Raw genomic sequence first — 21,807 nt, forward strand, 5'->3', positions numbered from 1 at the left:
ATAAAAAAATTAGGGGGAATAGAAAATGACAAACTTAAAACCAGAAACTTTATTGCTGCATGGCGGACAACAGGCGGATCCAACAACAGGATCGAGAGGGGTGCCGATCTACAAAACCACTTCTTATGTGTTTAAAGATACGCAGCATGCACAAGACCTTTTCGGCCTGAAAGACACCGGCAATATCTATTCACGCATCATGAATCCGACAGTTGATGTATTTGAACAGCGCGTGGCGTTATTGGAAGGCGGGACTGCTGCAGTCGCATTATCTTCAGGAATGGCGGCAATTGCGTTCTCCATTTTAAATATTGCTGAAGCAGGAGACGAAATCGTAGCGGACAGCAACCTGTACGGCGGCACTTATAATTTATTCGCCAATACGTTGCCGCGTTACGGCATTAAAACCATATTTGTTGATGCAACCAATCCTGAAAACTTTAGAGCGGCAATCACCGATAAGACAAAAGCGGTATTCGGAGAAATTATCGGCAACCCGAGCCTGAACGTTTTTGATGTAGAGAAAGTAGCGGCAATCGCCCATGAAAACGGGCTTCCCTTATTGATTGACAATACATTTGCTTCACCATATGGCAGCAACCCGATCGAGTTCGGTGCTGATGTGGTCATTCATTCCGCTACAAAATGGATTGGTGGACACGGCACGACCATCGGCGGTGTTGCGGTGGATGCAGGAAAATTCAATTGGGACAATCCACGTTTCCCGAATTACACACAGCCGGATGAAAGCTATCACGGATTGCGTTATGGCATCGATGTACCGGATGCTGCATTTGCGACAAAACTGCGTGTCCAGCTGCTTCGTGACTTCGGTCCTTCATTGAGCCCGGAAAGTGCACATGCCTTGCTCCAAGGACTGGAGACTTTGCACCTGCGTATTCCGAAACACAGCAGCAATGCTCAAATTGTTGCAGACTACTTGAAGCAGCATCCGCAGATCGAATGGGTCAACTTCCTTGGATTTGAAGATCATCCATCACATCAATTGGCTAAAAAATACTTGAAAAATGACGGTTTCGGATCGATTGTCAATTTCGGCATCAAAGGCGGACGGCAGGCGGGCCGCAAAGTAATCGACAGTGTGGCTCTCTGGTCCCATGTTGCGAACGTAGGAGATGCCAAGTCGTTGATCATCCATCCGGCTTCAACTACACATCAGCAGTTAAATGATGAAGAGCTGAAATCGTCGGGTGTAACGGAAGAATTGATCCGCTTATCGGTCGGTTTGGAAAATCCGGAAGATTTAATCGCCGATTTGGAGCAGGCCATTCAGGCCGCAGTTTTGGAAAACGTTTAAGGAGGGATTTGAATGGCGACAGTATCCATTGGCTCATTAACCCTGGATTCAACGAAGACGATAAATCATGTAGAGCTGGCATACGAACGTCATGGAGATGAAAATGCTCCAACTGTGCTGGTCTGCCACGCATTGACGGGCGATCAATATGCAATAGGATCCGAAGAAAACCCGGGATGGTGGGCAGGGTTAATCGGACCAGGCAAGCCGGTGGATACAGATGTTTTTCAAGTGATCACTTTTAACGTGTTGGGAGGCAGCCACGGATCAACAGGCCCATTGTCTATTAATCCAGAAACAGGGCAGCCATACCGTGCTAAGTTCCCGACCCTGACGATACGTGATATGGTTCGCGCAGAATATAATGCGTTAAAGAAACTAGGCATCAATCATCTTGCAGGAGTGTTGGGCGGTTCGCTCGGAGGCATGAAGACCTTGGAGTGGGGAAAATTGTACCCTGAATTTGTGGATGCCATTCTCCCATTGGCTGTTACTCCTTATTACAGCGATTATGGCCTCGCCTTTAACCATATTGGAATTCAAGCTATTGAAAACGATAGGGATTTCAATGAAGGGAATTATGAAAGCTCAGATCAGCTGAAGGGATTTCAAATCGCGCGAATGGCCGGAATGGTCACTTATCGCAGCGGCAGCATGTTCAATCAGCGCTTCGGACGCAGCAAAGCCGGAGAAGAATTCAATGTGCAGTCTTATTTGAATTACCAAGGGAAGAAGCTGGCAGGGCGGTTTGATGCCAATAGCTACCTGTTGCTGCTGAAAGCAATGAACACACACGATATCGGAGAAACCATTCTTGATGTTCCGGTTTATGCTCTATCATTTACGCATGACTTGCTGTATCCGAGTGAATTGCTGGTTCCTTGGCTTGAAGAGCAAAAGGATGCGAGCTGGGAGATCATTGAAACCGATTTTGGCCATGATGGTTTTCTCGTGGAATTTGAAAAATGGGGCGGCTTTATCGAAGAAAAATTAAAAAGCTTATTAGTGCCAGAGCTTACACGCTAAGCGGGATTTGATGAAAAAGCACCTGAGGCGGGAATCCAATCCCACATCAGGTGTTTTTTTTGGTTAATCCTCGTCCTTGATATCCACATCGTCTGGAATCGGCGTGGCTCGCCATTCCTCCAGCGCTTGCTTGGCCTGTTCCAGCTGTTGGAAATGTGTTCCGAACTGAGAGGTGTTGATCATGTACTGCTCCCCATCATGGACTGCGCGAATACGGCCTTCCAATACGTAGCGATTGACTTGTTCTTCAGGCATGGATAAAAATGCGGCAGTTTCCTGGACTGTCATATACATGGGATCTCCTCCTCTTTTCTTTTATTATAATAGAAGAAGACCGCTATCTCAAACCATTGATGCCATGGTATGTTAGAAGAAGAAGTTCAAAAATAGGGGTGTTGATGTTGAATTATATGGCGTATTTATTGGTTTTGCTGGCTGCAATTTTATGGGGAACCACAGGTACAGCCCAGTCTTTTTTTCAAGGAGCAGTCCATCCGCTATCAATCGGCGCTTTTCGTTTAGCAATTGGCGGTTTTTCTTTACTGTTGTTCGTAATTGTAGCCAGGAAACTATCGGTCCGGACGATTCCATGGCCTGCCACTATTCTTGCAGCCATCAGTATGGCGCTTTTCCAACCTTTATTTTTTTCTTCCGTCCAGATGACTGGAATTGCTATCGGCACCGTTGTCACCATCGGAAGCGCACCTGTACTAACAGGATTGATCGAGTGGATAGCCTTAAACCGAAAACCTGACCGAATCTGGGGAAGTGCGACGCTTCTGGCATTAACCGGCTGCGTGCTGTTATTTGCCAATAAAGGCCAGCAACTGGTGGATCCGGTGGGCATCGCTATGGCTTTGGGCGCTGGATTTTCTTTTGCAGTTTATGCGCTGGTAAGTAAATCTGTTCTCAAGGCGATGGAGACTGTTTCTGCAGTCGCTGTGATTTTTTCATTGAGTGCTTGCTGTCTGCTGCCATTTTTATTGCTGTTTGATGTAAGCTACATAACCATACCGCTCAATTTTTCTCTGATCATCTATTTAGGGATTGGTGCAACCAGTCTATCCTATCTGCTTTTTTCTTTTGGATTAAAGCAGATTCCTTCTTCTTCTGCAGTCACTTTGTCATTGGCTGAGCCACTGACAGCTGCTGTTTTAGGGGTGGCGGTTGTCGGAGAAGTGCTGAGCGGACTGTCGTGGCTGGGAGTCGGGTTGCTTCTGTGTGGGATATTGATTTTGACCATTGGCGATAGAAGAGGGGTTCCTGCTTCTTAGAAGTCCTTTCGTTGTTCCTGAAAACCATCCTTAAAAGGATGGTTTTTTCTTTTGGCTGCCGATCAGCTAGAGAAGGAGTTTACCAGGAGGGCGGTAAGGGGATAGTAGAAAGGATACATAAAAACAAAAAGGAGTTGAGTATATGAATGATGTAGGAAATTCTTTCAGAGGAGTCGGCAACACGATCATCGATTATATTCCAAACGTTCTGGGAGCATTATTATTACTGCTCATCGCATGGATAGTAGCGACGATCGTTCGGGCCATTTTTACGAAAGGATTAAAAAAAGCAGGGGCAGACCGAGCTATGGTGAAAGGCCATATGGCTAAAACAAAAGAAGATGCGGACAGCAAACTGGATTCTATAGGGAAAATTCTTTATTACCTCATCTTTATCTTGTTTATTCCAAGCGTGCTGCAGGCCCTGGACATGAACAATGTTGCACAGCCAATCTCGAATATGATGGACAAATTGTTGGCATTCCTGCCAAATCTGTTCATGGCCATCGTTATTGTGGTCATCGGCTACTTTGTAGCCAAGTTTGTTAAAAATCTGGTATTCAGCCTTTTGACAGCGATCAATATCGATAAATGGTTCAACAAATTCACCAACAGAACTGGTGGTGCTTCGACAGGGACAGCGAGAATGGATGCTGGCGATAAATCGACATTGGCCAACGTTTTGGCAAATGTAGTTTTCGTTATCGTATTGATTCCTATCTTGACGATTGCATTGGAAACCTTGAATATTCGTTCAATATCTGAGCCGATCGTCAATATGCTTAACCAAGTATTGAACATGATCCCGAATATTTTTGTAGCGATCATCTTAATCTTGGTGGGTGTCCTGATCGCTAAATTTGTAGGCGATCTATTGATCAGCCTCTTGAATGGAACAGGCATCAACCGTTTTTCGACTTACTTGAATCCTGATAAAACCAAAACGCCAAGCTTTGATATTGCGAATATCATCGGCAAAGTGGTGCAGGCGATCATCATCATCTTCTTTACAGTGGAGGCGATGAATGTCCTGCAGTTGGATGTATTGAACGGCATCGGTGAAGCAATCATCGGTTACTTGCCATTGCTTATCAGTTCACTGATTATCCTGGGCCTCGGATTGATTGGGGGCAGCGTGCTTGGAAATTACATCAAGCAGGCTTCCGGCAACCGCTTCCTTGGAGCCATTGTCAAATACGCAATTATCATCATTGCTGTATTCATGACTCTTGATCAGCTGAATTTCGCAACCAATATTGTGAACTTGGCATTCTTGTTCATCATCGCCGGGCTTGCCGTAGCATTCGCCATTTCCTTCGGTATTGGCGGCCGCGAATTTGCGAAGCGCCAGCTTGAGAAACTGGAAGCCAAAATGGATAAGGAAAACAACAAACCAAATCTATAAGTTGATTATCAAAACCCTGAAGGGCCATTGCTGCCCTTCGGGATTTTTTTTATTCTCAAAAGCTTTTCCGCATAATTATTCGGTTTTATTATTTAATGGGAATTAATTCAACTATTTATAAGACAATAAAAATTATATTGAAATACAGAAAAAATCTGTATATCTCAAGAATATACATATTTAATGCTGTTTATACATATGTTATTAGTCTTTGAAAGAGAGTTGAAATAGCCTTTAGGAAAGTAATAATACTTCTGATATAGTTATTTAAATAATTTAAAAATTCTGTTGACTTGTTTTTATGCAAGCGGTTACAATCAAGGGAGTTATTACCTAAATAATATTTGATGGGAGAGCAGCATTCTGCAGTTGAGCGAACGCTCAGTAGGGAGACTTAGAACAATCAAAATGAAATGGGGGGATACGATGAAAGCGTATAAAAAAGAAGTCCAATTCACCATTTGGATGACAGCTGCCTTTATTTTAGTGGGGAACGTAGGATTAGTCTTTTCCATTTTCCCGGTAGATGCTATGTTGCTTGGTTTTCCAGTTATGTACATCGTGCCGATCTTAATGGGATGGTTCGGCGTTTTCTTTTTGACGATTGTAGCTGGGAAAATCGGTAACCGCATCGATGATGAGATCGATAGTGAAAACGATGCGCTCGGAGTTTCCGACGAAGTAAAGGATGTGTAGATGATGGAAACAGAAAACTGGCAATTATCCAATCCGATTTTAGGGTTAGCAGTCGTGGGAGCAACATTTTTATTGTTCTATATCGTGGGATTTGTCTCCAACCGAAAAAGTTCATCTGCTAAAGATCTTTACACAGGCGGCGGAAACGTCGGAGCTTTTACTAACGGATTGGCGATGGCTGCAACTTACATGAGTCTGGCGACTTTCCTTGGCATTACGGCCTTGATCCTCCAACTCCAGGTTCCATTCATCATGTTGTGGATTCAGCTGATTCTGGCAATACCGTTGATCACAATTATTTACGGGACAAGCCTTCGCCGGATGGGCGCTTTCTCGCCTACACATTTTATCCGCGACAGATACGGAGTGACAGCTTCCATCATTGCGGCTCTTTTCATGATTTTGGTTTCCATCATGTATGCACTCGGCCAGATGATCGGAATTGCCATTACGTTTGAAACGTTATTGGGTATTCCTTATTTAACCGGACTTTTTGTTTTTGGAATTATAATTGTCGGTTATATCACAATCGGCGGAATGGCCGGAGCGACAAACAACGCAGCGATTCAGATGGTTATCATTGCCTTGATGTTCATTTTGCCGCTTGGCGCCATCATGAAAGCAGTGGGAGCAACAGGCTGGTATTTCCCGCCGCTGTTCTATTCGGATATGGTTCCAGCGATGCTCGAATCTTTGCCGACGTTCTTTGATTACCAGTTTTCACCAAAATGGTATTTCTCCATTATTCCGGCACTGACAATCGGAGCTTTGGGCCTTCCTCACTTAGCGATGCGGGTTTACACAGCTTCTAATCTGAAAAGTGCGCGTTCGGCGATGGTCTGGTTCGCCTTTATTCTAGGTTTGGTTTTCTCTGCCACATACGCCATGGGCTTCGTTGGTGTTTATGCCACCGCCACTCAGGGCCTAGTCATTTCAGATGGAGATGCTGATAAATTGACGATCATCCTGAACTTGGTCTACAACCCGGAATGGGTGACGGCACTTGTTATTGCTGGGGCGATTTCTGCTGGGCTTTCAACATTGAGCGGAAACTTGCTGGCTATTGGTGCCTTGATTTCACAGGACATTATCGCTACCTTAAAGCCGAATATTCCTCAGCGTTTAAGTTTGCGAATCGGTTTTATCGCAATTTTTGCCGGAGGATTGGTCAGTATCTTGCTGGCAATCCAACCGCCAGCTTTCCTGGTCGTCAGTATACTCTGGGCATTCGGTTTAGCAGGGGTTACGAATGCACCTTTGATTATCGTTGGAGTTTGGTGGAAAGAAGCCAATAAATTCGGAGCCATTGCAGCATCTGTTGTTGGTGGAGCCATCTACATCATCGTGTCTCCTTTCGTCTTTCCGAGCATCGTTTTGACGGGACACGGAGTGACGGACGGTATGGGCTTGTCCGGTGCCATGCTTGCTGTGCCGATCAGCTTTATCCTGCTGATTGTCGTTTCTTATATCACGAACCGCATGCCAGGTCTGCAAAGTAAATTGACTAAGCAATCGGATATTGAATTGATTGAACGCATCCACGGATGGAAGGATATCAAGTCGTATCGCTATAACAGTACGGTAGGTGCCGGAATTACGGTAGTCGTTTCTGCTGCTGTTGCGATATGGGCATTGATGCCTTGGGGGATGTAGACAATGAAAGAAAGGGTGAGCAAAATGGTCGGGAAAATGGTTGCTTTGAATGATTCATCTTTTCGGTCATTTTTAGAATTGCCGAAAACCCAATGGGTGAGCAATCTGCTGCTGCTCATCGTCGGCATAGGCTATGGCGCGATTTCAATCGCGTCAAATGCCTCATACATAGCAAGTTTCGATTCTGCACTGCTGCAAAACTTCATTGTGCCGGCAATTTTCATTCTGTTTGGCCTGTTGATGGCTTTCATCACGAAAATCGGCTTGGCATTGCTGCTTTGGGCAGGTTCCAAGGGACTTGGCGGAAAAGGGCTTTTGCGGGACATCAACAGAGCGGCTCCCGTCGCTTTATTGCCTGGCTTGCTCGGTGCTCCTTACTTGGCGGAAGCCGGGAATGGCCATCTATTGGTCTATGTGCTGTTGGCAATTGGTGTTGTCTGGATGTATCTGGTATGTGTGAAAATCATTAAAACCACGCAAAGTTTCACTGCTAAAAAGGCATATCTGGCAGCCTTGGCAGCCTTTGTTTTCTTAGCGAGTGTCTATTACCTGATCATTCCACCGGCATGAAGAAAAAGAGATAGGAGGCTGACATATGGATTTCAAAGATTTAATTGCTCCGGAGCAGTACAATATCACTTCGGAATTGGAGAAATATAAAGAAGAAAGCGACCGGTTGGCGATTCGCTGGCTGGACAGCGAAGGCAATCGTGAAGACCTGAGTTATAAAGAACTGGTCGGCAAGATGAATCAATACGCACAAGCTTTACTGAAGCTGGGCATTGAAAAAGGGGATCGGATGCTGATCATCCTTCCGCGGATTCCTGAAGCATATATCACGTATTTAGCTTGTCTGCGTGCTGGAATTGTCGCGATTCCATGTTCGGAGATGCTTCGAAAGAAGGATTTGATTTACCGGATGCATCATTCAGGAGCTAAAGGAATCGTGGCGCATTACAAAACCACTGCGGAAACCAATTCCATTGATGAAGAAGCGGCTGCACTGAGCAATAAATTGATTGTTGGGGGCAAAGAAGAAGGATGGCAGTCTTTTGAGGAATTAGCAGAAAAGGAATCACCGGATTTTGACGCCGTTCCGACTCACCGGGAAGATATGGCCTTCCTGTCTTATACATCCGGAACCACCGGCAATCCAAAAGGCGTGGTCCACGTCCATGGATGGGGCTATGCGCATGTCCGGACAGCGGCAACAAAATGGCTGGGCGTCCAAAGTGGAGACGTGGTTTGGGCAACTGCCGCTCCAGGCTGGCAGAAGTGGATTTGGAGTCCGTTCTTATCGACGATTACATTGGGGGCAACGGCCTTTGTTTACAATGGGCCGTTTGATGCCTTGAAATACCTTGAATTGTTGGAAAAAGAAAACATTAATGTCCTGTGCTGTACGCCGACAGAATACCGGATCATAGCAAAAGTGGAGAATTTAGCATCATACAAGCTGCCGGCATTAAGGTCTGCAGTGTCTGCGGGGGAACCATTGAACCGTCAAGTCATCGAAGCTTTTCAGCAGGCATTCCATATTAACGTCCGTGACGGCTACGGCCAGACGGAAAATACCTTGCTGGTTGGAACGCTTCAAGATATGGAAGTAAAAGCTGGATCGATGGGCAAACCGACGCCTGGCAATCCGGTTGACATCATCAATGATGAAGGACATCCGACAGCTGTCGGAGAAGTGGGAGATATCGCGGTCCATCGCGATTGTCCGGCTTTGTTCCGGGAATATTACCGGGATCCCGAGCGGACGCAAGCGGCATTCCGCGGCGATTGGTATTTGACAGGCGATCAGGCGACGCGCGATGAAGATGGCTATTTCTGGTTTGAAGGAAGAAGTGATGACATCATCATCAGTTCAGGCTATACGATCGGGCCTTTCGAAGTCGAAGATGCATTGATGAAACATGAAGCCATTCAGGAATGTGCCGTCGTAGCAGCTCCGGATGAAATCCGTGGCAATATCGTCAAAGCCTACGTGGTACTCCGCAACCCGGACAATTTTAAAGACAAAGACGCTTTGACGAAGCAACTGCAGGATCATGTAAAAGAAATTACGGCGCCTTACAAGTATCCGCGTGTCATTGAATTTCTGGATGAACTGCCGAAAACAGCTTCCGGAAAAATCCGCCGAGTGGAACTGCGCAAATTAAATGCATAATGAGAAAAGCGAAAGCGCCCATTTGAGGAACGTAAGCTAAAGGCGCGACTTCCTGTCGCAACGCTTACATGATCCGCATCCTGCGGACCTCTGCCGGGCATAAGACAGACCAGCAGTGTGGCGTTTTTTGCCACGCAGCTGGGTTGGCTTATGCCCCAAAGAGCTGGGCGCTGAAGTCTGGACATAGAAAAGCGAAGCGCCCATTTGAGGAACGTAAGCTAAAGGCGCGACTTCCTGCCGCAACGCTTACATGATCCGCATCCTGCGGACCTCTGCCGGGCATAAGAAAGACCGGCGAAGCGGTGCTGTTTGCCGCATAGTCGGGCTGGCCTATGACTCAAAAAGTTGGGCGCTGGAGTATAGACATTGAAAGAACAGCAGAAAAATTATATTTCTCTAAGTAAAGAAGCCGGACAGCGTAAAAGCTGTCCGGCTTTATTCATGGTTTATTTAGGTGGAGAAATCAGCTTATGCTGGAAGGCATAAATGACTGCTTGCGTCCGGTCATGGACTTCCAACTTGGCCAGGATGTTGCTGACATGGGTTTTGACGGTTTTGAGGGCGATGAATAATTGATCCGCGATTTCCTGATTGGTCAAGCCGCCTGCAAGCAGCAGAAGGATTTCCATTTCCCGTTCGGTCAAGTCATCGTGAAGGACGCGTTCATGGCGCATCTGTTTCATCATTTTGCTCATCACTTCCGGTTCGAGAACCGGTGTGCCGTTCATCGTTTCGCGAATGGAGTCGGCAATTCGTGAAGCTTTGGAAGTTTTTAATATGTAGCTGACGGCTCCCGCTTGAAGAGCCGGGTAAACTTTATCGTCGTCGAGGAAACTGGTGACGATCATGATCTTTGCTTCTGGCCATTGGTCGACAATGGCTTTTGTCGCTTCCGCACCATTCATGATGGGCATCACCATGTCCATCAAAATCAAGTCTGGGCGCAGCTCCAATGCCATTTCAACCGCTTCCTGGCCATTCGATGCTTCGCCGGCTACTTCCATATCCTTCTGGGATTGGAGATAAGCTGAGACACCGATGCGGACCATTTCGTGGTCATCCACTAATAAGATGCGAATCATGGGCTTTCTTCCTTTCAATCGGAACTTTTACTTCTACAATCGTACCTTCGGAAGGGACGGAAACAATTTTGCTGGTCGCGCCGATTTCGATGGCGCGTTCTTCGATATGTTTCAACCCGTAAGAAGTTGATTTGGATTGTTCGCTTTCAAAACCGACGCCATTGTCCTGAATGCGCAAAATCGCAAAATTATCGCGCTCAATAAAAAGGATATGGACTTCGGTCGCTTTGGAATGGCGCAGTGTATTTGATAAAGTTTCCTGTGCAATGCGGAAAAGGTGGTCTTCTGCGCCTTTTTGTAGAGGTACTTCTTCCAGTTTGTGCTCGATTGTAAAATAAACTTTTTCCTTTAATTCACTGACCAGTTCAAACAGCCCCTGGCGCAGGCTCTTGTCATGCAGGGCGGCAGGACGCAAATGCAAAAGCAGTGCACGCATTTCAAGTTGTGCCTGCTGGACCATCTTCTCCGTCTGCAATAGGCCGGGCTGCACATCTTCGTTTTCAGTCATGGAAGACAGCAGCATGGAAGCGGCAAATAACTGCTGCGATACAGAATCATGCAATTCCCTGGCGAGCCGCTGGCGTTCCATGATCAGGCGTTCCTGTATGATTTGATCCTGTGTTTCAGCCCGTTCATTGGCGATGCGTGTCAGGCTTTTCCGTTGTGATTCCAACAGTTTCTGCAGCTTTAAGATGGAGCTGGATAAATTGCGCGGCAGGGTTTTCATTTGAGCTGCCTGAACGACTGTCTTGTCTTCATTGCGCAGAAGGGCTTGGAAAATTTCTTCAATCTCCTGAACTTTTGCCCGTGATAAGGACTCGGTCCACCACGAGATGCCGACAGACAACGCCAGCATCAAGACAAGCAGCCAAATGCCCAAAGGCAAACCAGCGATAAAATCTTCCCACAAGACGGACCAGCTGTTGACCGTTGGCAGTCCGAGCAATGCAAAAAGGATGCTGAAGACGATCAATGCGAATAACAATATGAAAAACAGGCTACGGGGCAGAATCTGTTTCATCTGCGGATCACCTCGACATCTCCCATCCATGTAGTGACGGAAATGATCAATTCGACTTTACTGCCCTCATCTGCGGGATAGCCGTCTTCCGCGTGGATTGTGCCATTCACAATCCGTTGTTTGTTTCCAGTGAAAAACCGGGCTTCTCCCAGAAGTGTCGAATAGAAGACGCGTACAGGAACTTCATAAGGCACGACAACCTGGACTTTCCCGAATCCTTGGCGAATGGAAACTAATGAGGTCTTTTTCGGCAATACGGTATGGGTGGTATCGACCAGGATATCGCCGATAAAGCCTTGTACATGAATATCTTTCCATTCATAGGACTCGATCGGTGTGCTTTGGGCGGACATGACTTTGTTTTGGATTAATCCTTTATCAGTAGAACCGTAAAGAGGCGCGGTCTGCAGCCACTCTTCGCCTTTCCATAAACGAAGCAGGAGGTAGATGGCCAGTCCGAAAACCATCAGCCGCAAACTCCACATCGACAGGATGGAAACCCCGATGAGAAAAGCACCTGTCCAAAAATAAGAACGGCGGTATTTCACGTTATTTCGCAACGCATAATAGATGGTTCCGATACCAAGAAGAATCAAAAACACACTGCCGTTTCCAAAGAAGGCAGCTTCTACGAATATCAATAATAAAGCGCTCAACAGAAAAAACGCTTGCCTGTTTGTTGAAAAATGCTGCATAGCTTTTGCCTCCTTCTTTGTATCAGAAAAAATGAGAAGAAGAAAAGCTTCTTCTCATTTCAGTTTAAACAATTTCTTTGTGGTTTGCGCTATTTTTTTCTAAAGATTCAAGACGGCGTTCCATTGCTGAACGTTCGTGGCGTTCTTCAACTTTAGCGCCCAGCGTTGTGATATAGGAAGCCATGTCGTCGAATGAACCGATGCGTTCGGCGACGAGCTCAGGACTCAGTACTTTATCCATCTGATGATGGGCACGTGTTGCATTTTCCTTGCCCATCAATTGCAGCTGTTTCACTTTCATGTCTTTCACTTTATGCTTCATTTCCTCGTAACGGTGTTCAAGGCCAGTGAGTTCAGCGATGTTTTCATCCAGGTTTTGCTGCAAAGTCTTGACGCGGTCGCTGTAAGCCTGCACTTCCATTGCGGCAAAATCAGCAAGGTCGGATTCGCCGGAAGCTTGCGCCAATTCCAATTGGTTTTGGCGTTTGTCGAGCATAGCAGATGCCTCAGCCAGTTCTTTCTCCAGTTTACCATTGAGTTGGGACTGGCGCTCTACCCATTTCCCTGTAGCCGTTGTCTGATTTTCAGCTTCTGTGATGTAGCGGTTCAATAATGCGAGTGGATTCTTTTCCTCTTTCTTTGCAACGACCGCATCCAGGTCAGTTGCGACGGCAAATTTGAAACGTTCCCATAAAGTTGTCATATTCGTTTCCTCCTTATTTGTTTAATTTATTCCATTGCTGTTCAAAGTTCGTAAATGGATCGCTTTCTTTCACAGCTTCAAGTGAAACGCTTTGGCCATTCCATTGGCGGTAGATCATCCACAAGCCAGCCAGTGCAGCGGCGCCGATCAATGCAGGCACATTCGATATGGCTGCAAGTCCGCCGATGACACCAACAAATGCCCACCAGAATTTCGCCAATGCCGTGGTGCTTCTTAAGTAATAATGCACCCCCGCATAGACAATCACTAACGATACTGCCAGTCCGATCATTGGGCCCAGGTTGGAAAGTGCGACGATTCCGGCAATGATGCCGAGGGTAATTAACCAAAATTTGTTCATCTTTTTTCCTCCTCTCAATTTCTAACCTAATCATACTAAGCATGCGCATTTTCCAATACGGTCTCTGACTGCATCTTTTACTAGGACCTGAGGCGTAGAAGCGTCTAAGTACCGCAAATTGGGAGGTGAAGTGCTATACTATTTTCTACTCCAATAAAACATTAACCATTTCAAATGGGATCTATTTTATAAGAAGAAAGAGGCGGTCCTCTATGAAAATACTGGCGGGCATCGGTGGTGCCTTATTGGTTTATACATCACTCATTGCGTATCTTGGCTGGGCGGTCTATAGTTGGCTGGCCAGTTTTTGGGAAGGGGCGAATCCATGGGTTTTTGCGGTTCTGTGGCTGGTTGTTGCCTATAGTTACATCATTGGGCGAATCGGCCACAAGTGGTTGGGTTTCACGATTCTGGGTTCCTATTGGTTCGCATTTTTACAGTATGCGATCCTGGTGATTCCGGTTGCGAATGTCCTCGTACTGGCAGTTGAGTTTATGGACGATGTGTTCATTATCGGCAGTGCTGCTGCGATAATATTGCTGGTGATATTTATTGTGGGCACTTATTTGGCTTATAGTCCGGTCGTCCGGAACCTGGAAATCACAGTAGATGGAAAAGAAGCCGATCCTTTGCATATGGTCATCGGCTCCGATTTTCATCTGGGGGTTTTATCAGGGAAAAGCCATTTGCAGCGTTTCGTGGACAAGACCAATGCGCTCGATCCGGATGTAGTGTTTTTAGCTGGTGATCTCGTGGACGATGATCCTGTCTGGTTTGCCCGCTATGGCATGGGCGAGGTAATGGCGCAATTGCATCCTTCACTTGGTGTTTACGGAGTATTGGGGAACCACGAATATTACGGCAAAAAAATTCCTTTGCTGGTAAGGCTGATGGAAAAATCGGGAGTAAATATATTAAGAGATGAAACTATTCTTGTGGGAAATCGTTTCTATTTGACGGGGCGTGAAGACCGGACGAACGGCAAGCGCCATCCGCTGGCTCAGCTGAAGCCGGAAAAAGGCGGAATGCCGTGGATTATCATGGACCATACACCTTCTGATCTGAAAAAACCGGTGGAACTGGATGCCGATTTCCATATGTCAGGCCATACCCACAAAGGACAGATGTGGCCCAATCATTTATTGACAAGAAGGATTTTTGAATTGGATTACGGGTATCGGTTAATAAAGAAGACGCATTTCGTGGTATCTTCGGGTTTCGGCTTTTGGGGACCGCCTTTGCGCATTGGAAGCCGCTCAGAACTATGGTCGGTGAAAATGAATTTCCGGCCTTCTTCGTAAAAAGGAGTGTTTAGATGGAAGATTGGATTACATCAGTCATGTCGGATTATGGCTATTTCGGCATCTTTCTGCTGATTATGCTGGAGAATGTTTTTCCGCCGATACCGTCAGAAGTGATTTTGACGGTCGGTGGATTTATGACCACAACGACAACGATGACTATACCGGGAGTGATCATGGCCTCGACTGCCGGATCGGTTGTGGGTGCAGTTGCTTTATACGGTGTCGGTTTGTTGCTGGACGTGGAGCGATTGGAAAAAATCATTGATAAGTACGGCAATTGGTTGCGTGTGAAGAAGTCTGATATACATAAAGCAGATGCCTGGTTCGACCGCTTTGGAATATGGACAGTGTTTTTCGGACGGTTAATTCCTTTAGTGCGCAGTCTCATTTCAATTCCTGCAGGGATGTCGAATATGAAATTTTGGCTATTCTTAACTTTTACGACTCTTGGCACCTTGATCTGGAATACGGTATTGGTGTTTGTCGGAGAAGCAGTAGGCGATAATAGAGAGCAAATCATGCATCAATTGGAACTCTACTCCAACGTAGTCTATGTTTTGATAGCATTATGCGGTATCGCGGCTATTTGGTATTATTTTAAGAAGATTAGAGCACGCAACTAACAGGAAACTGCTGGCAATTGCCCGCAGTTTTTTTAATTGCTATAATCAGGGCATAGCAGAGAATGGGGGATTTCTATGAAGCCGATTGTATTCATCACACAAAAACTGCCGGATCAGGCAGTAGCTGGATTAAAGGAACAATATGAAGTCCGGATGTGGCCGGAAGAAGACACCCACGCACCACGCGAAAAATTGCTTGAAGAAGCGAAAGAAGCGCATGCGCTTTGGACGATGCTGTCCGACCAAATCGATAATGAAGTATTTGAAGCAGCACCTAACTTGAAAATTGTCAGCAATCTGGCAGTTGGCTACAACAATATTGACTTGGAGGCAGCCCGCAAACATGGTGTGACCGTCACCAACACACCTGATGTCTTGACGGAAGCTACTGCAGACCTGACCTTTGCTTTACTCCTGGCAACAGCCCGCAGAATCATTGAAGCGGAAAAGACGGTTCGCTCAGGTGAATGGAAATCCTGGACCCCAATGGGGATGACGGGACAGAATGTTGGCGGGGCAACGCTTGGAATCATTGGCATGGGACGTATCGGCGAAGCGGTGGCTCGCCGTGCGCAAGGATTTGGCATGGACGTCCTGTATCATAACCGGACGCGCCGAAGCTTGGAAGATGTGCGTTATGCCGGATTCGAGGAATTGCTGAAGGTTTCGGATTATGTAGTGATCTTGACGCCGCTGACACCGGAAACTGAAGGAATGATCGGAGCGGATGAAATAGCGCTGATGAAAGAAACCGCTTCTTTGATCAACGTTGCCAGAGGCGGCATTGTCGACGAAATGGCTTTATACGAAGCGTTGAAAGACAATAAAATCTGGGGCGCCGGCCTCGATGTTTTTGAGCAGGAACCGGTGCCGCTGGATCATCCGCTGCTGACATTGCCGAATGTTACGGTATTGCCGCATATCGGCAGTGCAACGATTCAGACCCGTCTGGAGATGATGGCATTGAATGCCGAAGCAATCAGCGCTTGTCTGGAAAGCCGGTCGGTGAAAAATAGGGTCTGCTGATAGCGGGCAAGACAAGGCGGCTGGTATTCAGCTGCCTTTTTTAGTACGAAAAACCGAAAATGAGTTGTCGAAGTTGGATAAAGCGTCTTTCCTGCGGAAGGAGAGTTGAAGTTTGCCGTTATTTATTGTAAAATGATTGAGGTTTTTGCTGCCTTTTCGGCAACGAATCAAATAGAAGAAATAGGAGGTATGATTCATGCAAAATCATACACACAACGTCTTACTTTATTATCTATATACACCGATTGAAGATCCAAAAGCTTTTGCGGCTGAGCATTTGGCGGCCTGTAAGGAGCTTGAGCTGAAAGGGCGTATCCTTGTTTCTGAAGAAGGAATCAATGGTACATGTTCAGGAACTATTGAACAAACTGAGGCTTATATGGAAATGGTGAAAAGCGATCCGCGCTTCTCAGACATCGTTTTCAAAATTGACGCTGCTGAAGGCCATGCATTCAAAAAAATGCATGTTCGTGCGAAAAAAGAAATCGTTCACCTTGGACTTGAAGAAGATATCAACCCGAATGAACTGACAGGCACTTACTTGGAGCCGGTTGAATTTTACAAGCAGATGCAGCAGCAGGACACTATCGTCTTGGATGCGCGCAATGATTACGAATACGATCTTGGGCATTTCCGCAACTCGGTCCGTCCGGATATTGAAAACTTCCGTGACCTTCCGGAATGGATCCGTGACAACAAAGAACAATTCGAAGGCAAGAAAATTTTGACGTATTGTACAGGCGGCATCCGCTGTGAAAAATTCTCAGGCTGGCTGAAAAAAGAAGGCTTTGAAGATGTTGCTCAATTACATGGCGGCATTGTCACTTACGGTAAAGACCCTGAAGTGAAAGGCGATCTATGGGACGGACAACTGTATGTCTTTGATGAGCGTATTGCCGTGCCGGTAAACCAGTTGGAGCACGTCGTTGTCGGAAGAGACCATTTTACAGGTGAACCTTGTGAACGCTATGTAAACTGTGCCAACCCTGACTGCAACGCGAAGATTTTAGCTTCCGAAGAAAACGAACATAAGTATATGCGTTCATGTTCAGATGAATGCCGTGAACACCCACGCAACCGCTATGCTTTTGAACATGGCTTAACTGGAGAACAAGTACAGGAGCGTTTGGATGTGTTGAAAGAAACGACTAACGTTTAATGGAATCTAAAAAAGCTGCCGATTCGGCAGCTTTTTTAGATTCCATTTATTTTTCTACTTCTTCCTGGCAGTCAAAGCAGACCAATTCTCCATCAACATAAACTCCATCGAGAAATCCATCACGGCAATAAACGTCTTTACCACAATTGCTGCAAGGCCCGATGAGTTCACGCATCCTGTAAACCTTCAGCATAGACATACATGGCTTCTTTAAGATACTTGGCCAATCCTTCGCCATGCTGATCGATATTGTTGGCGAAACGGCTATCGGATGCATACAAGTCACCCAGGCCACGGAACATTTTCGGCGAACACTCATAGAAGCGGTTCAAAAGTGTATAGTAAGCCTTCATTTCCGTTTGGACAGGAGCAGCCTCTGGAGGCAAATGCATCAAACTTGCAACCGTATTGTAAATGCGGTCCCCTTCACGGTTGATTTCGTCCAAATCCTCTTCTTCTTTCTCCACTTTGACCGGTTCGCTGTAAGTTGCTGCAGGTTCAGGTTCTTCATGCAAAGCTGTTTCAACTGGAGCAATCGCAACGGCAACTGCTGAGTCCTCTTTGTCATAACTCGGTACAGCTTGATAAGCTTCCATCGGTGATTCACTCTGTTCTGGGACAGAAATATCCATGTCAGATTTGTGGTATTTCTTAAGCAGATCTTCCTGTTTTTGGCTTGTGAATGCGGAGAAACGTTCTGTATCCGACAAACTCTGCAACCCTTGCAGTTCCAATTGAGTTTGCTGTGCATTTTCAATCAGACTTTCAATACGCTGTTTCTTTTGTTCAAGCAATCCAATGTGCTGGGACAATGCATATTCCTGGTCAAAGCCATCAGCCACAAGTTCCTGGATTTTCTTCAGCGAAAAATCCAATTCTTTCAAGAATAAAATCTGTTGAAGCAACTTCAAATCTTTTCCATTGTAGTAGCGGTAACGGTTGGTGCCGATATTAGACGGTTTCAATAAACCGATGCTGTCATAGTGATGGAGGGTCCGAACACTGACGCCCGCTATTTTTGCCACTTCTTGTACTTTGTACAATCTAATCACCTCTCTCTCTAAAATACACTATAACGCACCGTTAGTGTCAATAGTTTAAAGAAAAAGACGTTAAAATGTTTTGTACTGGTCCGGTAGTAAGGATTGAAAAAGGGATTTCTACAAAATGAGCGAAACAAAGAAGAAAAAATCCTGTAAGTCACTTTTTTGTTTTCTAGGCTGAGATTGGGCGTTTGTAAATGAAGTTTTGAAATTTCTATCTCACCTAATGTCTTCTTTACATGAAGTATTTGTCTTCTAACATGAAAGTCCACTTTTTTTTGCGTATGGAAGCTGGAAAGAATAGAAAAGGTGCAGGCAGCCAGCCGAAATGTTCATGTGAAAACCCAAACCTTAAAGGTAGAGCATAAAGTTTCTCCTCCAAAAACAAAAATATAATCAATCCAAAGATAAAAAACAAACATTTCAGAAATCTGATAGGTTTTTCTGGTTATTTGTGAAATAATGAAAATGAAAGCGTTCTCAAAAATGGGATGGGGGAAGGGGCAATGATGATGAAATTGACCAATTTCGTGAACGGACAGTGGCAACAGACAGAGCAGGCGGAATTCAGGCCTGTCTTGAATCCTGCAAATGGAGAAGAGTTGGCGCAAGTGCGGATGTCTACTGAACAGGATGTCGACTTGGCAGTACAAGCGGCTCTAAAAGCGCAGAAAAAATGGGCAAATGTGCCAGCTCCCAAACGTGCAGCTTATTTATATGAAATCGGGCGGCTGATGAAAGAACGAAAAGAGCAGCTGGCTCAAGTATTGACGAAAGAAATGGGGAAAGTCATCGAAGAAGGGCGCGGTGAAGTGCAGGAAGGAATTGATATGGCTTATTACATGGCTGGGGAAGGCAGGCGGTTATTTGGTGAAACGACACCATCAGAACTGGCGGATAAATTTGCCATGAGCATCCGTTCGCCAATCGGCGTTGTAGGATTGATCACGCCTTGGAATTTCCCAGTGGCGATTGCCACATGGAAGTCGTTTCCGGCTATTGTGGCAGGCAATACATTCGTTTGGAAACCGGCCACCGAAACGCCAATGATGGCTTACGAAATGGCGAAAATATTCGAAGAAGCCGGGCTTCCGGAAGGAGTCGCCAATATTGTCTTCGGATCGGGCCAAGAAGTCGGGACAGCTCTTATTGAGCATCAAGGCGTTCGCGTCATTTCATTTACAGGATCTACAGAAACCGGGCGCAAAGTGGCAGAGGCAGGTGGCCGCAACCTGAAGAAAGTATCGCTTGAAATGGGAGGCAAGAACGCTGTAATCGTCATGGAAGATGCCGATCTGGACTTGGCGGTGGAAGGGATTCTGTGGAGTGCATTCGGAACCGCCGGCCAGCGCTGTACGGCATGCAGCCGGGTGATTGTTCATGCAGGCGTTAAAGAAGAGCTGCAGAAGCGTCTGCTGTCCAAGATGGAAGCGCTGACGATTGGAGATGGAATGGACGAGTCCGTCAAAGTGGGGCCGGTCATCAATCGCCAGGCACTTGAAAAAATCCATTCCTATATTGAAGTCGGCCGTCAGGAAGGAGCTACACTGCTGGTGGGCGGCGAGATCCTGACTGGGGGCATCTATGATAAAGGGAACTATTACGCTCCGACATTGTTTACAGATGTTAAGCCGGATATGCGCATTGCACAGGAAGAAATTTTCGGGCCCGTCGTGTCAATAATTGAAGTATCAAGTTTCGAAGAGGCGATCGATGTCAACAATGGCGTGATTTATGGGTTATCCAGTTCCATTTACACCGCTGATGTGAATCGGGCATTCAAAGCGCAGCGTGATTTGGATACTGGAATCGTTTATATCAATGCTGGTACGACAGGAGCGGAAATCCACTTGCCGTTCGGCGGGACAAAAGGAACAGGCAACGGGCACCGCGATTCGGGAGTTGCTGCCTTAGATGTCTTTACTGAATGGAAAAGTGTCTATATCGATTACAGCGGAAAATTGCAGCGTGCTCAGATTGATAATGACATTTAATGGCGAAAGGGGATGCGGGAGATGAAAATCGTCGTATTAGGCGCAGGATTGATGGGCAAACAAGCGGCTCGGGACCTGGTTGAAGAGGAAGCGGTGGAACGAGTCTTTTTAGCGGATCGCAACATCAGCCAGGCAAAATTGTTCTGTGAGCAGCTTGGCAGCGATAAACTGGAAGTACTGAAACTAGATGCTGCTGATGATGCTGCATTGGCAGAAACTATCAATAAAGGCGACATTGTCATCAATGCGCTATTTTATACTTTCAATGAAAAAGTGGCGGCCACCGCCCTTCAATACGGGGTTCACGTTGTCGATTTGGGTGGCCATATTGGAGGTGCTACAGATGCTGTCCTGGACATGCACGAAAAAGCCCAGCAACAAAGAGTCACGCTGATTCCTGATCTGGGCGTGGCTCCAGGAATGATCAACATCCTGACTGGCTATGGTGCGGGCAAACTGGACCAAGTATCAGATATACGGTTGTATGTCGGAGGCATCCCACTTCATCCAGAACCGCCTCTTGAGTATAATCATGTCTTTTCATTGGAAGGGGTCTTTGACCATTACACAGATAAATCCCATGTCATTCGCAGCGGCAAGCTGCTGGAAGTTGAATCATTATCCGAAATCGAACATGTCACTTTTAAGAATTTTGGTGAACTGGAGGCCTTCCATACTTCGGGCGGGACTTCGACTTTGACGGATACCTTCAGTGATGTCGATTCTTTGGAATACAAAACTTTGCGCTATAAGGGGCATGCCAAGAAATTTAAGCTATTGGTGGATCTCGGTTTTACCGATCGTAAAAAAACCGTGGAAGTGGATGGACGGGAAGTGAACCTTCGCGCTGTTCTAAAAGCGGTACTTGAACCGATAACCGCACTTGGAGACAAGCAGGATGCCGTCGTCTTGCGGGTGTTGGTATCAGGAGTGAAAGAAGGAGAGGAAATCACCTACGAATACAATATGGTGACCGTGAAAGACCCGAAGACAGGTGTAACGGCAATGGCCCGTGCGACTGCCTATACGATTTCAGTCGTAGCGCAGATGATCGGCAAAGGGATTATTGATAAACGGGGCGCCTATCCGCCGGAAATGATTGTCCCGGGAGATGCGTATATCGAAGAAATGGCCAAGCGCGGAGTAAACATTGAGGAGACTGTCCATCGTTCGGCTTTCCAGAGTTGATGGACTCAGTTCTGGCCGTTTTAAAAGCGAACAGTGAAAAGGCACGGTTCCTATTGGAGCCAT

The 21,807-nt window shown here is 46.2% G+C and carries 22 protein-coding genes; 14 read left to right on the forward strand and 8 right to left on the reverse strand.

Annotated elements, in window-relative coordinates; all coding sequences use genetic code 11:
- The first annotated feature begins 25 nt into the window (after nt 1-25).
- The gene (locus tag QMA01_RS10600) at nt 26-1,318 is read left to right on the forward strand and encodes an O-acetylhomoserine aminocarboxypropyltransferase/cysteine synthase family protein (RefSeq protein WP_191715054.1); all 1,293 of its coding nucleotides are present in this window, start codon (nt 26-28) and stop codon (nt 1,316-1,318) included.
- A gap of 12 nt (nt 1,319-1,330) precedes the next feature.
- On the forward strand, nt 1,331-2,344 hold the full coding sequence (gene metX / locus QMA01_RS10605; protein ID WP_191715055.1) for a homoserine O-acetyltransferase MetX: 1,014 nt from the start codon (nt 1,331-1,333) through the stop codon (nt 2,342-2,344).
- A 63-nt stretch (nt 2,345-2,407) separates the two neighbouring features.
- Here metX and QMA01_RS10610 read toward each other — a convergent pair whose 3' ends face one another.
- Entirely contained in the window at nt 2,408-2,638 is a 231-nt protein-coding gene (locus QMA01_RS10610) for a helix-turn-helix domain-containing protein (protein WP_191715056.1), read from the reverse strand.
- A 104-nt stretch (nt 2,639-2,742) separates the two neighbouring features.
- Between QMA01_RS10610 and QMA01_RS10615 the strand changes: the two genes are divergently transcribed.
- The 6 genes from QMA01_RS10615 to mbcS all read left to right on the forward strand — a co-directional run bounded on the left by QMA01_RS10615 (nt 2,743) and on the right by mbcS (nt 9,545).
- Nucleotides 2,743-3,618 (forward strand): DMT family transporter, encoded by an 876-nt coding sequence (locus QMA01_RS10615; RefSeq protein ID WP_290214946.1) that lies wholly within the window; start codon nt 2,743-2,745, stop codon nt 3,616-3,618.
- A 142-nt stretch (nt 3,619-3,760) separates the two neighbouring features.
- The gene (locus QMA01_RS10620) at nt 3,761-5,023 is read left to right on the forward strand and encodes a mechanosensitive ion channel (protein ID WP_290214947.1); all 1,263 of its coding nucleotides are present in this window, start codon (nt 3,761-3,763) and stop codon (nt 5,021-5,023) included.
- A gap of 426 nt (nt 5,024-5,449) precedes the next feature.
- Nucleotides 5,450-5,719 (forward strand): hypothetical protein, encoded by a 270-nt coding sequence (locus QMA01_RS10625; RefSeq protein WP_191715059.1) that lies wholly within the window; start codon nt 5,450-5,452, stop codon nt 5,717-5,719.
- A complete protein-coding gene (locus QMA01_RS10630; RefSeq protein ID WP_225218436.1) occupies nt 5,720-7,372 on the forward strand; it encodes a solute symporter family protein in 1,653 nt (550 codons plus the stop codon).
- A gap of 3 nt (nt 7,373-7,375) precedes the next feature.
- Nucleotides 7,376-7,942, forward strand: a complete 567-nt coding sequence (locus tag QMA01_RS10635) for a hypothetical protein (protein ID WP_290214948.1) — start codon at nt 7,376-7,378, stop codon at nt 7,940-7,942.
- A gap of 25 nt (nt 7,943-7,967) precedes the next feature.
- Complete coding sequence (gene mbcS / locus QMA01_RS10640) at nt 7,968-9,545, forward strand: acyl-CoA synthetase MbcS (protein WP_290214949.1); 1,578 nt, start codon at nt 7,968-7,970, stop codon at nt 9,543-9,545.
- 446 nt (nt 9,546-9,991) lie between these two features.
- Here the strand turns inward: mbcS and QMA01_RS10645 are convergent, their stop codons facing one another.
- The 5 genes from QMA01_RS10645 to QMA01_RS10665 all read right to left on the reverse strand — a co-directional run bounded on the left by QMA01_RS10645 (nt 9,992) and on the right by QMA01_RS10665 (nt 13,407).
- A complete protein-coding gene (locus tag QMA01_RS10645; RefSeq protein WP_191713448.1) occupies nt 9,992-10,627 on the reverse strand; it encodes a response regulator transcription factor in 636 nt (211 codons plus the stop codon).
- Complete coding sequence (locus QMA01_RS10650) at nt 10,602-11,648, reverse strand: sensor histidine kinase (protein WP_290183949.1); 1,047 nt, start codon at nt 11,646-11,648, stop codon at nt 10,602-10,604. Before QMA01_RS10650 ends, QMA01_RS10645 begins: the two co-directional genes overlap by 26 nt.
- The gene (liaF, locus tag QMA01_RS10655) at nt 11,645-12,343 is read right to left on the reverse strand and encodes a cell wall-active antibiotics response protein LiaF (RefSeq protein WP_191713450.1); all 699 of its coding nucleotides are present in this window, start codon (nt 12,341-12,343) and stop codon (nt 11,645-11,647) included. Before liaF ends, QMA01_RS10650 begins: the two co-directional genes overlap by 4 nt.
- 64 nt (nt 12,344-12,407) lie before the next feature.
- The gene (locus QMA01_RS10660) at nt 12,408-13,046 is read right to left on the reverse strand and encodes a PspA/IM30 family protein (RefSeq protein ID WP_191713451.1); all 639 of its coding nucleotides are present in this window, start codon (nt 13,044-13,046) and stop codon (nt 12,408-12,410) included.
- A 13-nt stretch (nt 13,047-13,059) separates the two neighbouring features.
- Nucleotides 13,060-13,407, reverse strand: a complete 348-nt coding sequence (locus QMA01_RS10665) for a lmo0954 family membrane protein (RefSeq protein WP_290183950.1) — start codon at nt 13,405-13,407, stop codon at nt 13,060-13,062.
- A gap of 212 nt (nt 13,408-13,619) precedes the next feature.
- Between QMA01_RS10665 and QMA01_RS10670 the strand changes: the two genes are divergently transcribed.
- The 4 genes from QMA01_RS10670 to trhO all read left to right on the forward strand — a co-directional run bounded on the left by QMA01_RS10670 (nt 13,620) and on the right by trhO (nt 17,519).
- Nucleotides 13,620-14,708 (forward strand): metallophosphoesterase, encoded by a 1,089-nt coding sequence (locus tag QMA01_RS10670; protein WP_191713453.1) that lies wholly within the window; start codon nt 13,620-13,622, stop codon nt 14,706-14,708.
- A 14-nt stretch (nt 14,709-14,722) separates the two neighbouring features.
- Entirely contained in the window at nt 14,723-15,334 is a 612-nt protein-coding gene (locus tag QMA01_RS10675; RefSeq protein WP_191713454.1) for a DedA family protein, read from the forward strand.
- 75 nt (nt 15,335-15,409) lie between these two features.
- On the forward strand, nt 15,410-16,360 hold the full coding sequence (locus tag QMA01_RS10680) for a 2-hydroxyacid dehydrogenase (RefSeq protein WP_290214950.1): 951 nt from the start codon (nt 15,410-15,412) through the stop codon (nt 16,358-16,360).
- Nucleotides 16,361-16,556: 196 nt separating this feature from the next.
- Nucleotides 16,557-17,519, forward strand: a complete 963-nt coding sequence (gene trhO, locus QMA01_RS10685; protein ID WP_290214951.1) for an oxygen-dependent tRNA uridine(34) hydroxylase TrhO — start codon at nt 16,557-16,559, stop codon at nt 17,517-17,519.
- Between the two features lie 46 nt (nt 17,520-17,565).
- On the opposite strand, the gene QMA01_RS10690 is transcribed toward trhO, so the two are convergent.
- Both QMA01_RS10690 and QMA01_RS10695 read right to left on the reverse strand, forming a co-directional pair.
- Nucleotides 17,566-17,694 (reverse strand): hypothetical protein, encoded by a 129-nt coding sequence (locus QMA01_RS10690; RefSeq protein ID WP_006829150.1) that lies wholly within the window; start codon nt 17,692-17,694, stop codon nt 17,566-17,568.
- Nucleotides 17,687-18,562 (reverse strand): MerR family transcriptional regulator, encoded by an 876-nt coding sequence (locus QMA01_RS10695; RefSeq protein ID WP_290214952.1) that lies wholly within the window; start codon nt 18,560-18,562, stop codon nt 17,687-17,689. The genes QMA01_RS10690 and QMA01_RS10695 overlap by 8 nt, the downstream gene beginning before the upstream one ends.
- A 512-nt stretch (nt 18,563-19,074) precedes the next feature.
- On the opposite strand from QMA01_RS10695, the gene QMA01_RS10700 reads away from it, so the two are divergent.
- Both QMA01_RS10700 and QMA01_RS10705 read left to right on the forward strand, forming a co-directional pair.
- Nucleotides 19,075-20,556, forward strand: coding sequence for an aldehyde dehydrogenase family protein (locus QMA01_RS10700; RefSeq protein ID WP_290214999.1), 1,482 nt, complete (start codon nt 19,075-19,077; stop codon nt 20,554-20,556).
- Between the two features lie 21 nt (nt 20,557-20,577).
- Nucleotides 20,578-21,744 carry a saccharopine dehydrogenase family protein gene (locus tag QMA01_RS10705; protein ID WP_290214953.1) on the forward strand — a complete coding sequence of 389 codons (1,167 nt, stop codon included), beginning with the start codon at nt 20,578-20,580 and terminating at the stop codon, nt 21,742-21,744.
- The last annotated feature ends 63 nt before the right edge of the window (nt 21,745-21,807 follow it).

This window comes from Planococcus notacanthi (assembly GCF_030407825.1).
Lineage (GTDB): Bacteria > Bacillota > Bacilli > Bacillales_A > Planococcaceae > Planococcus > Planococcus notacanthi.

What these genes read in the sequence shown, in the direction of transcription:
- QMA01_RS10670 (WP_191713453.1), top strand. Translation starts at nt 13,620, where the DNA reads ATGAAAATACTGGCGGGCATCGGTGGTGCCTTATTGGTTTATACATCA.
- trhO (WP_290214951.1), top strand. Translation starts at nt 16,557, where the DNA reads ATGCAAAATCATACACACAACGTCTTACTTTATTATCTATATACACCG.
- QMA01_RS10645 (WP_191713448.1), bottom strand. Translation starts at nt 10,627, where the DNA reads ATGATTCGCATCTTATTAGTGGATGACCACGAAATGGTCCGCATCGGT.
- QMA01_RS10615 (WP_290214946.1), top strand. Translation starts at nt 2,743, where the DNA reads ATGTTGAATTATATGGCGTATTTATTGGTTTTGCTGGCTGCAATTTTA.
- QMA01_RS10690 (WP_006829150.1), bottom strand. Translation starts at nt 17,694, where the DNA reads ATGCGTGAACTCATCGGGCCTTGCAGCAATTGTGGTAAAGACGTTTAT.
- QMA01_RS10700 (WP_290214999.1), top strand. Translation starts at nt 19,075, where the DNA reads ATGAAATTGACCAATTTCGTGAACGGACAGTGGCAACAGACAGAGCAG.
- QMA01_RS10680 (WP_290214950.1), top strand. Translation starts at nt 15,410, where the DNA reads ATGAAGCCGATTGTATTCATCACACAAAAACTGCCGGATCAGGCAGTA.
- QMA01_RS10650 (WP_290183949.1), bottom strand. Translation starts at nt 11,648, where the DNA reads ATGAAACAGATTCTGCCCCGTAGCCTGTTTTTCATATTGTTATTCGCA.
- QMA01_RS10630 (WP_225218436.1), top strand. Translation starts at nt 5,720, where the DNA reads ATGATGGAAACAGAAAACTGGCAATTATCCAATCCGATTTTAGGGTTA.
- QMA01_RS10625 (WP_191715059.1), top strand. Translation starts at nt 5,450, where the DNA reads ATGAAAGCGTATAAAAAAGAAGTCCAATTCACCATTTGGATGACAGCT.
- QMA01_RS10620 (WP_290214947.1), top strand. Translation starts at nt 3,761, where the DNA reads ATGAATGATGTAGGAAATTCTTTCAGAGGAGTCGGCAACACGATCATC.
- QMA01_RS10610 (WP_191715056.1), bottom strand. Translation starts at nt 2,638, where the DNA reads ATGTATATGACAGTCCAGGAAACTGCCGCATTTTTATCCATGCCTGAA.
- QMA01_RS10675 (WP_191713454.1), top strand. Translation starts at nt 14,723, where the DNA reads ATGGAAGATTGGATTACATCAGTCATGTCGGATTATGGCTATTTCGGC.
- QMA01_RS10705 (WP_290214953.1), top strand. Translation starts at nt 20,578, where the DNA reads ATGAAAATCGTCGTATTAGGCGCAGGATTGATGGGCAAACAAGCGGCT.
- QMA01_RS10660 (WP_191713451.1), bottom strand. Translation starts at nt 13,046, where the DNA reads ATGACAACTTTATGGGAACGTTTCAAATTTGCCGTCGCAACTGACCTG.
- metX (WP_191715055.1), top strand. Translation starts at nt 1,331, where the DNA reads ATGGCGACAGTATCCATTGGCTCATTAACCCTGGATTCAACGAAGACG.
- QMA01_RS10600 (WP_191715054.1), top strand. Translation starts at nt 26, where the DNA reads ATGACAAACTTAAAACCAGAAACTTTATTGCTGCATGGCGGACAACAG.
- mbcS (WP_290214949.1), top strand. Translation starts at nt 7,968, where the DNA reads ATGGATTTCAAAGATTTAATTGCTCCGGAGCAGTACAATATCACTTCG.
- QMA01_RS10665 (WP_290183950.1), bottom strand. Translation starts at nt 13,407, where the DNA reads ATGAACAAATTTTGGTTAATTACCCTCGGCATCATTGCCGGAATCGTC.
- liaF (WP_191713450.1), bottom strand. Translation starts at nt 12,343, where the DNA reads ATGCAGCATTTTTCAACAAACAGGCAAGCGTTTTTTCTGTTGAGCGCT.
- QMA01_RS10635 (WP_290214948.1), top strand. Translation starts at nt 7,376, where the DNA reads ATGAAAGAAAGGGTGAGCAAAATGGTCGGGAAAATGGTTGCTTTGAAT.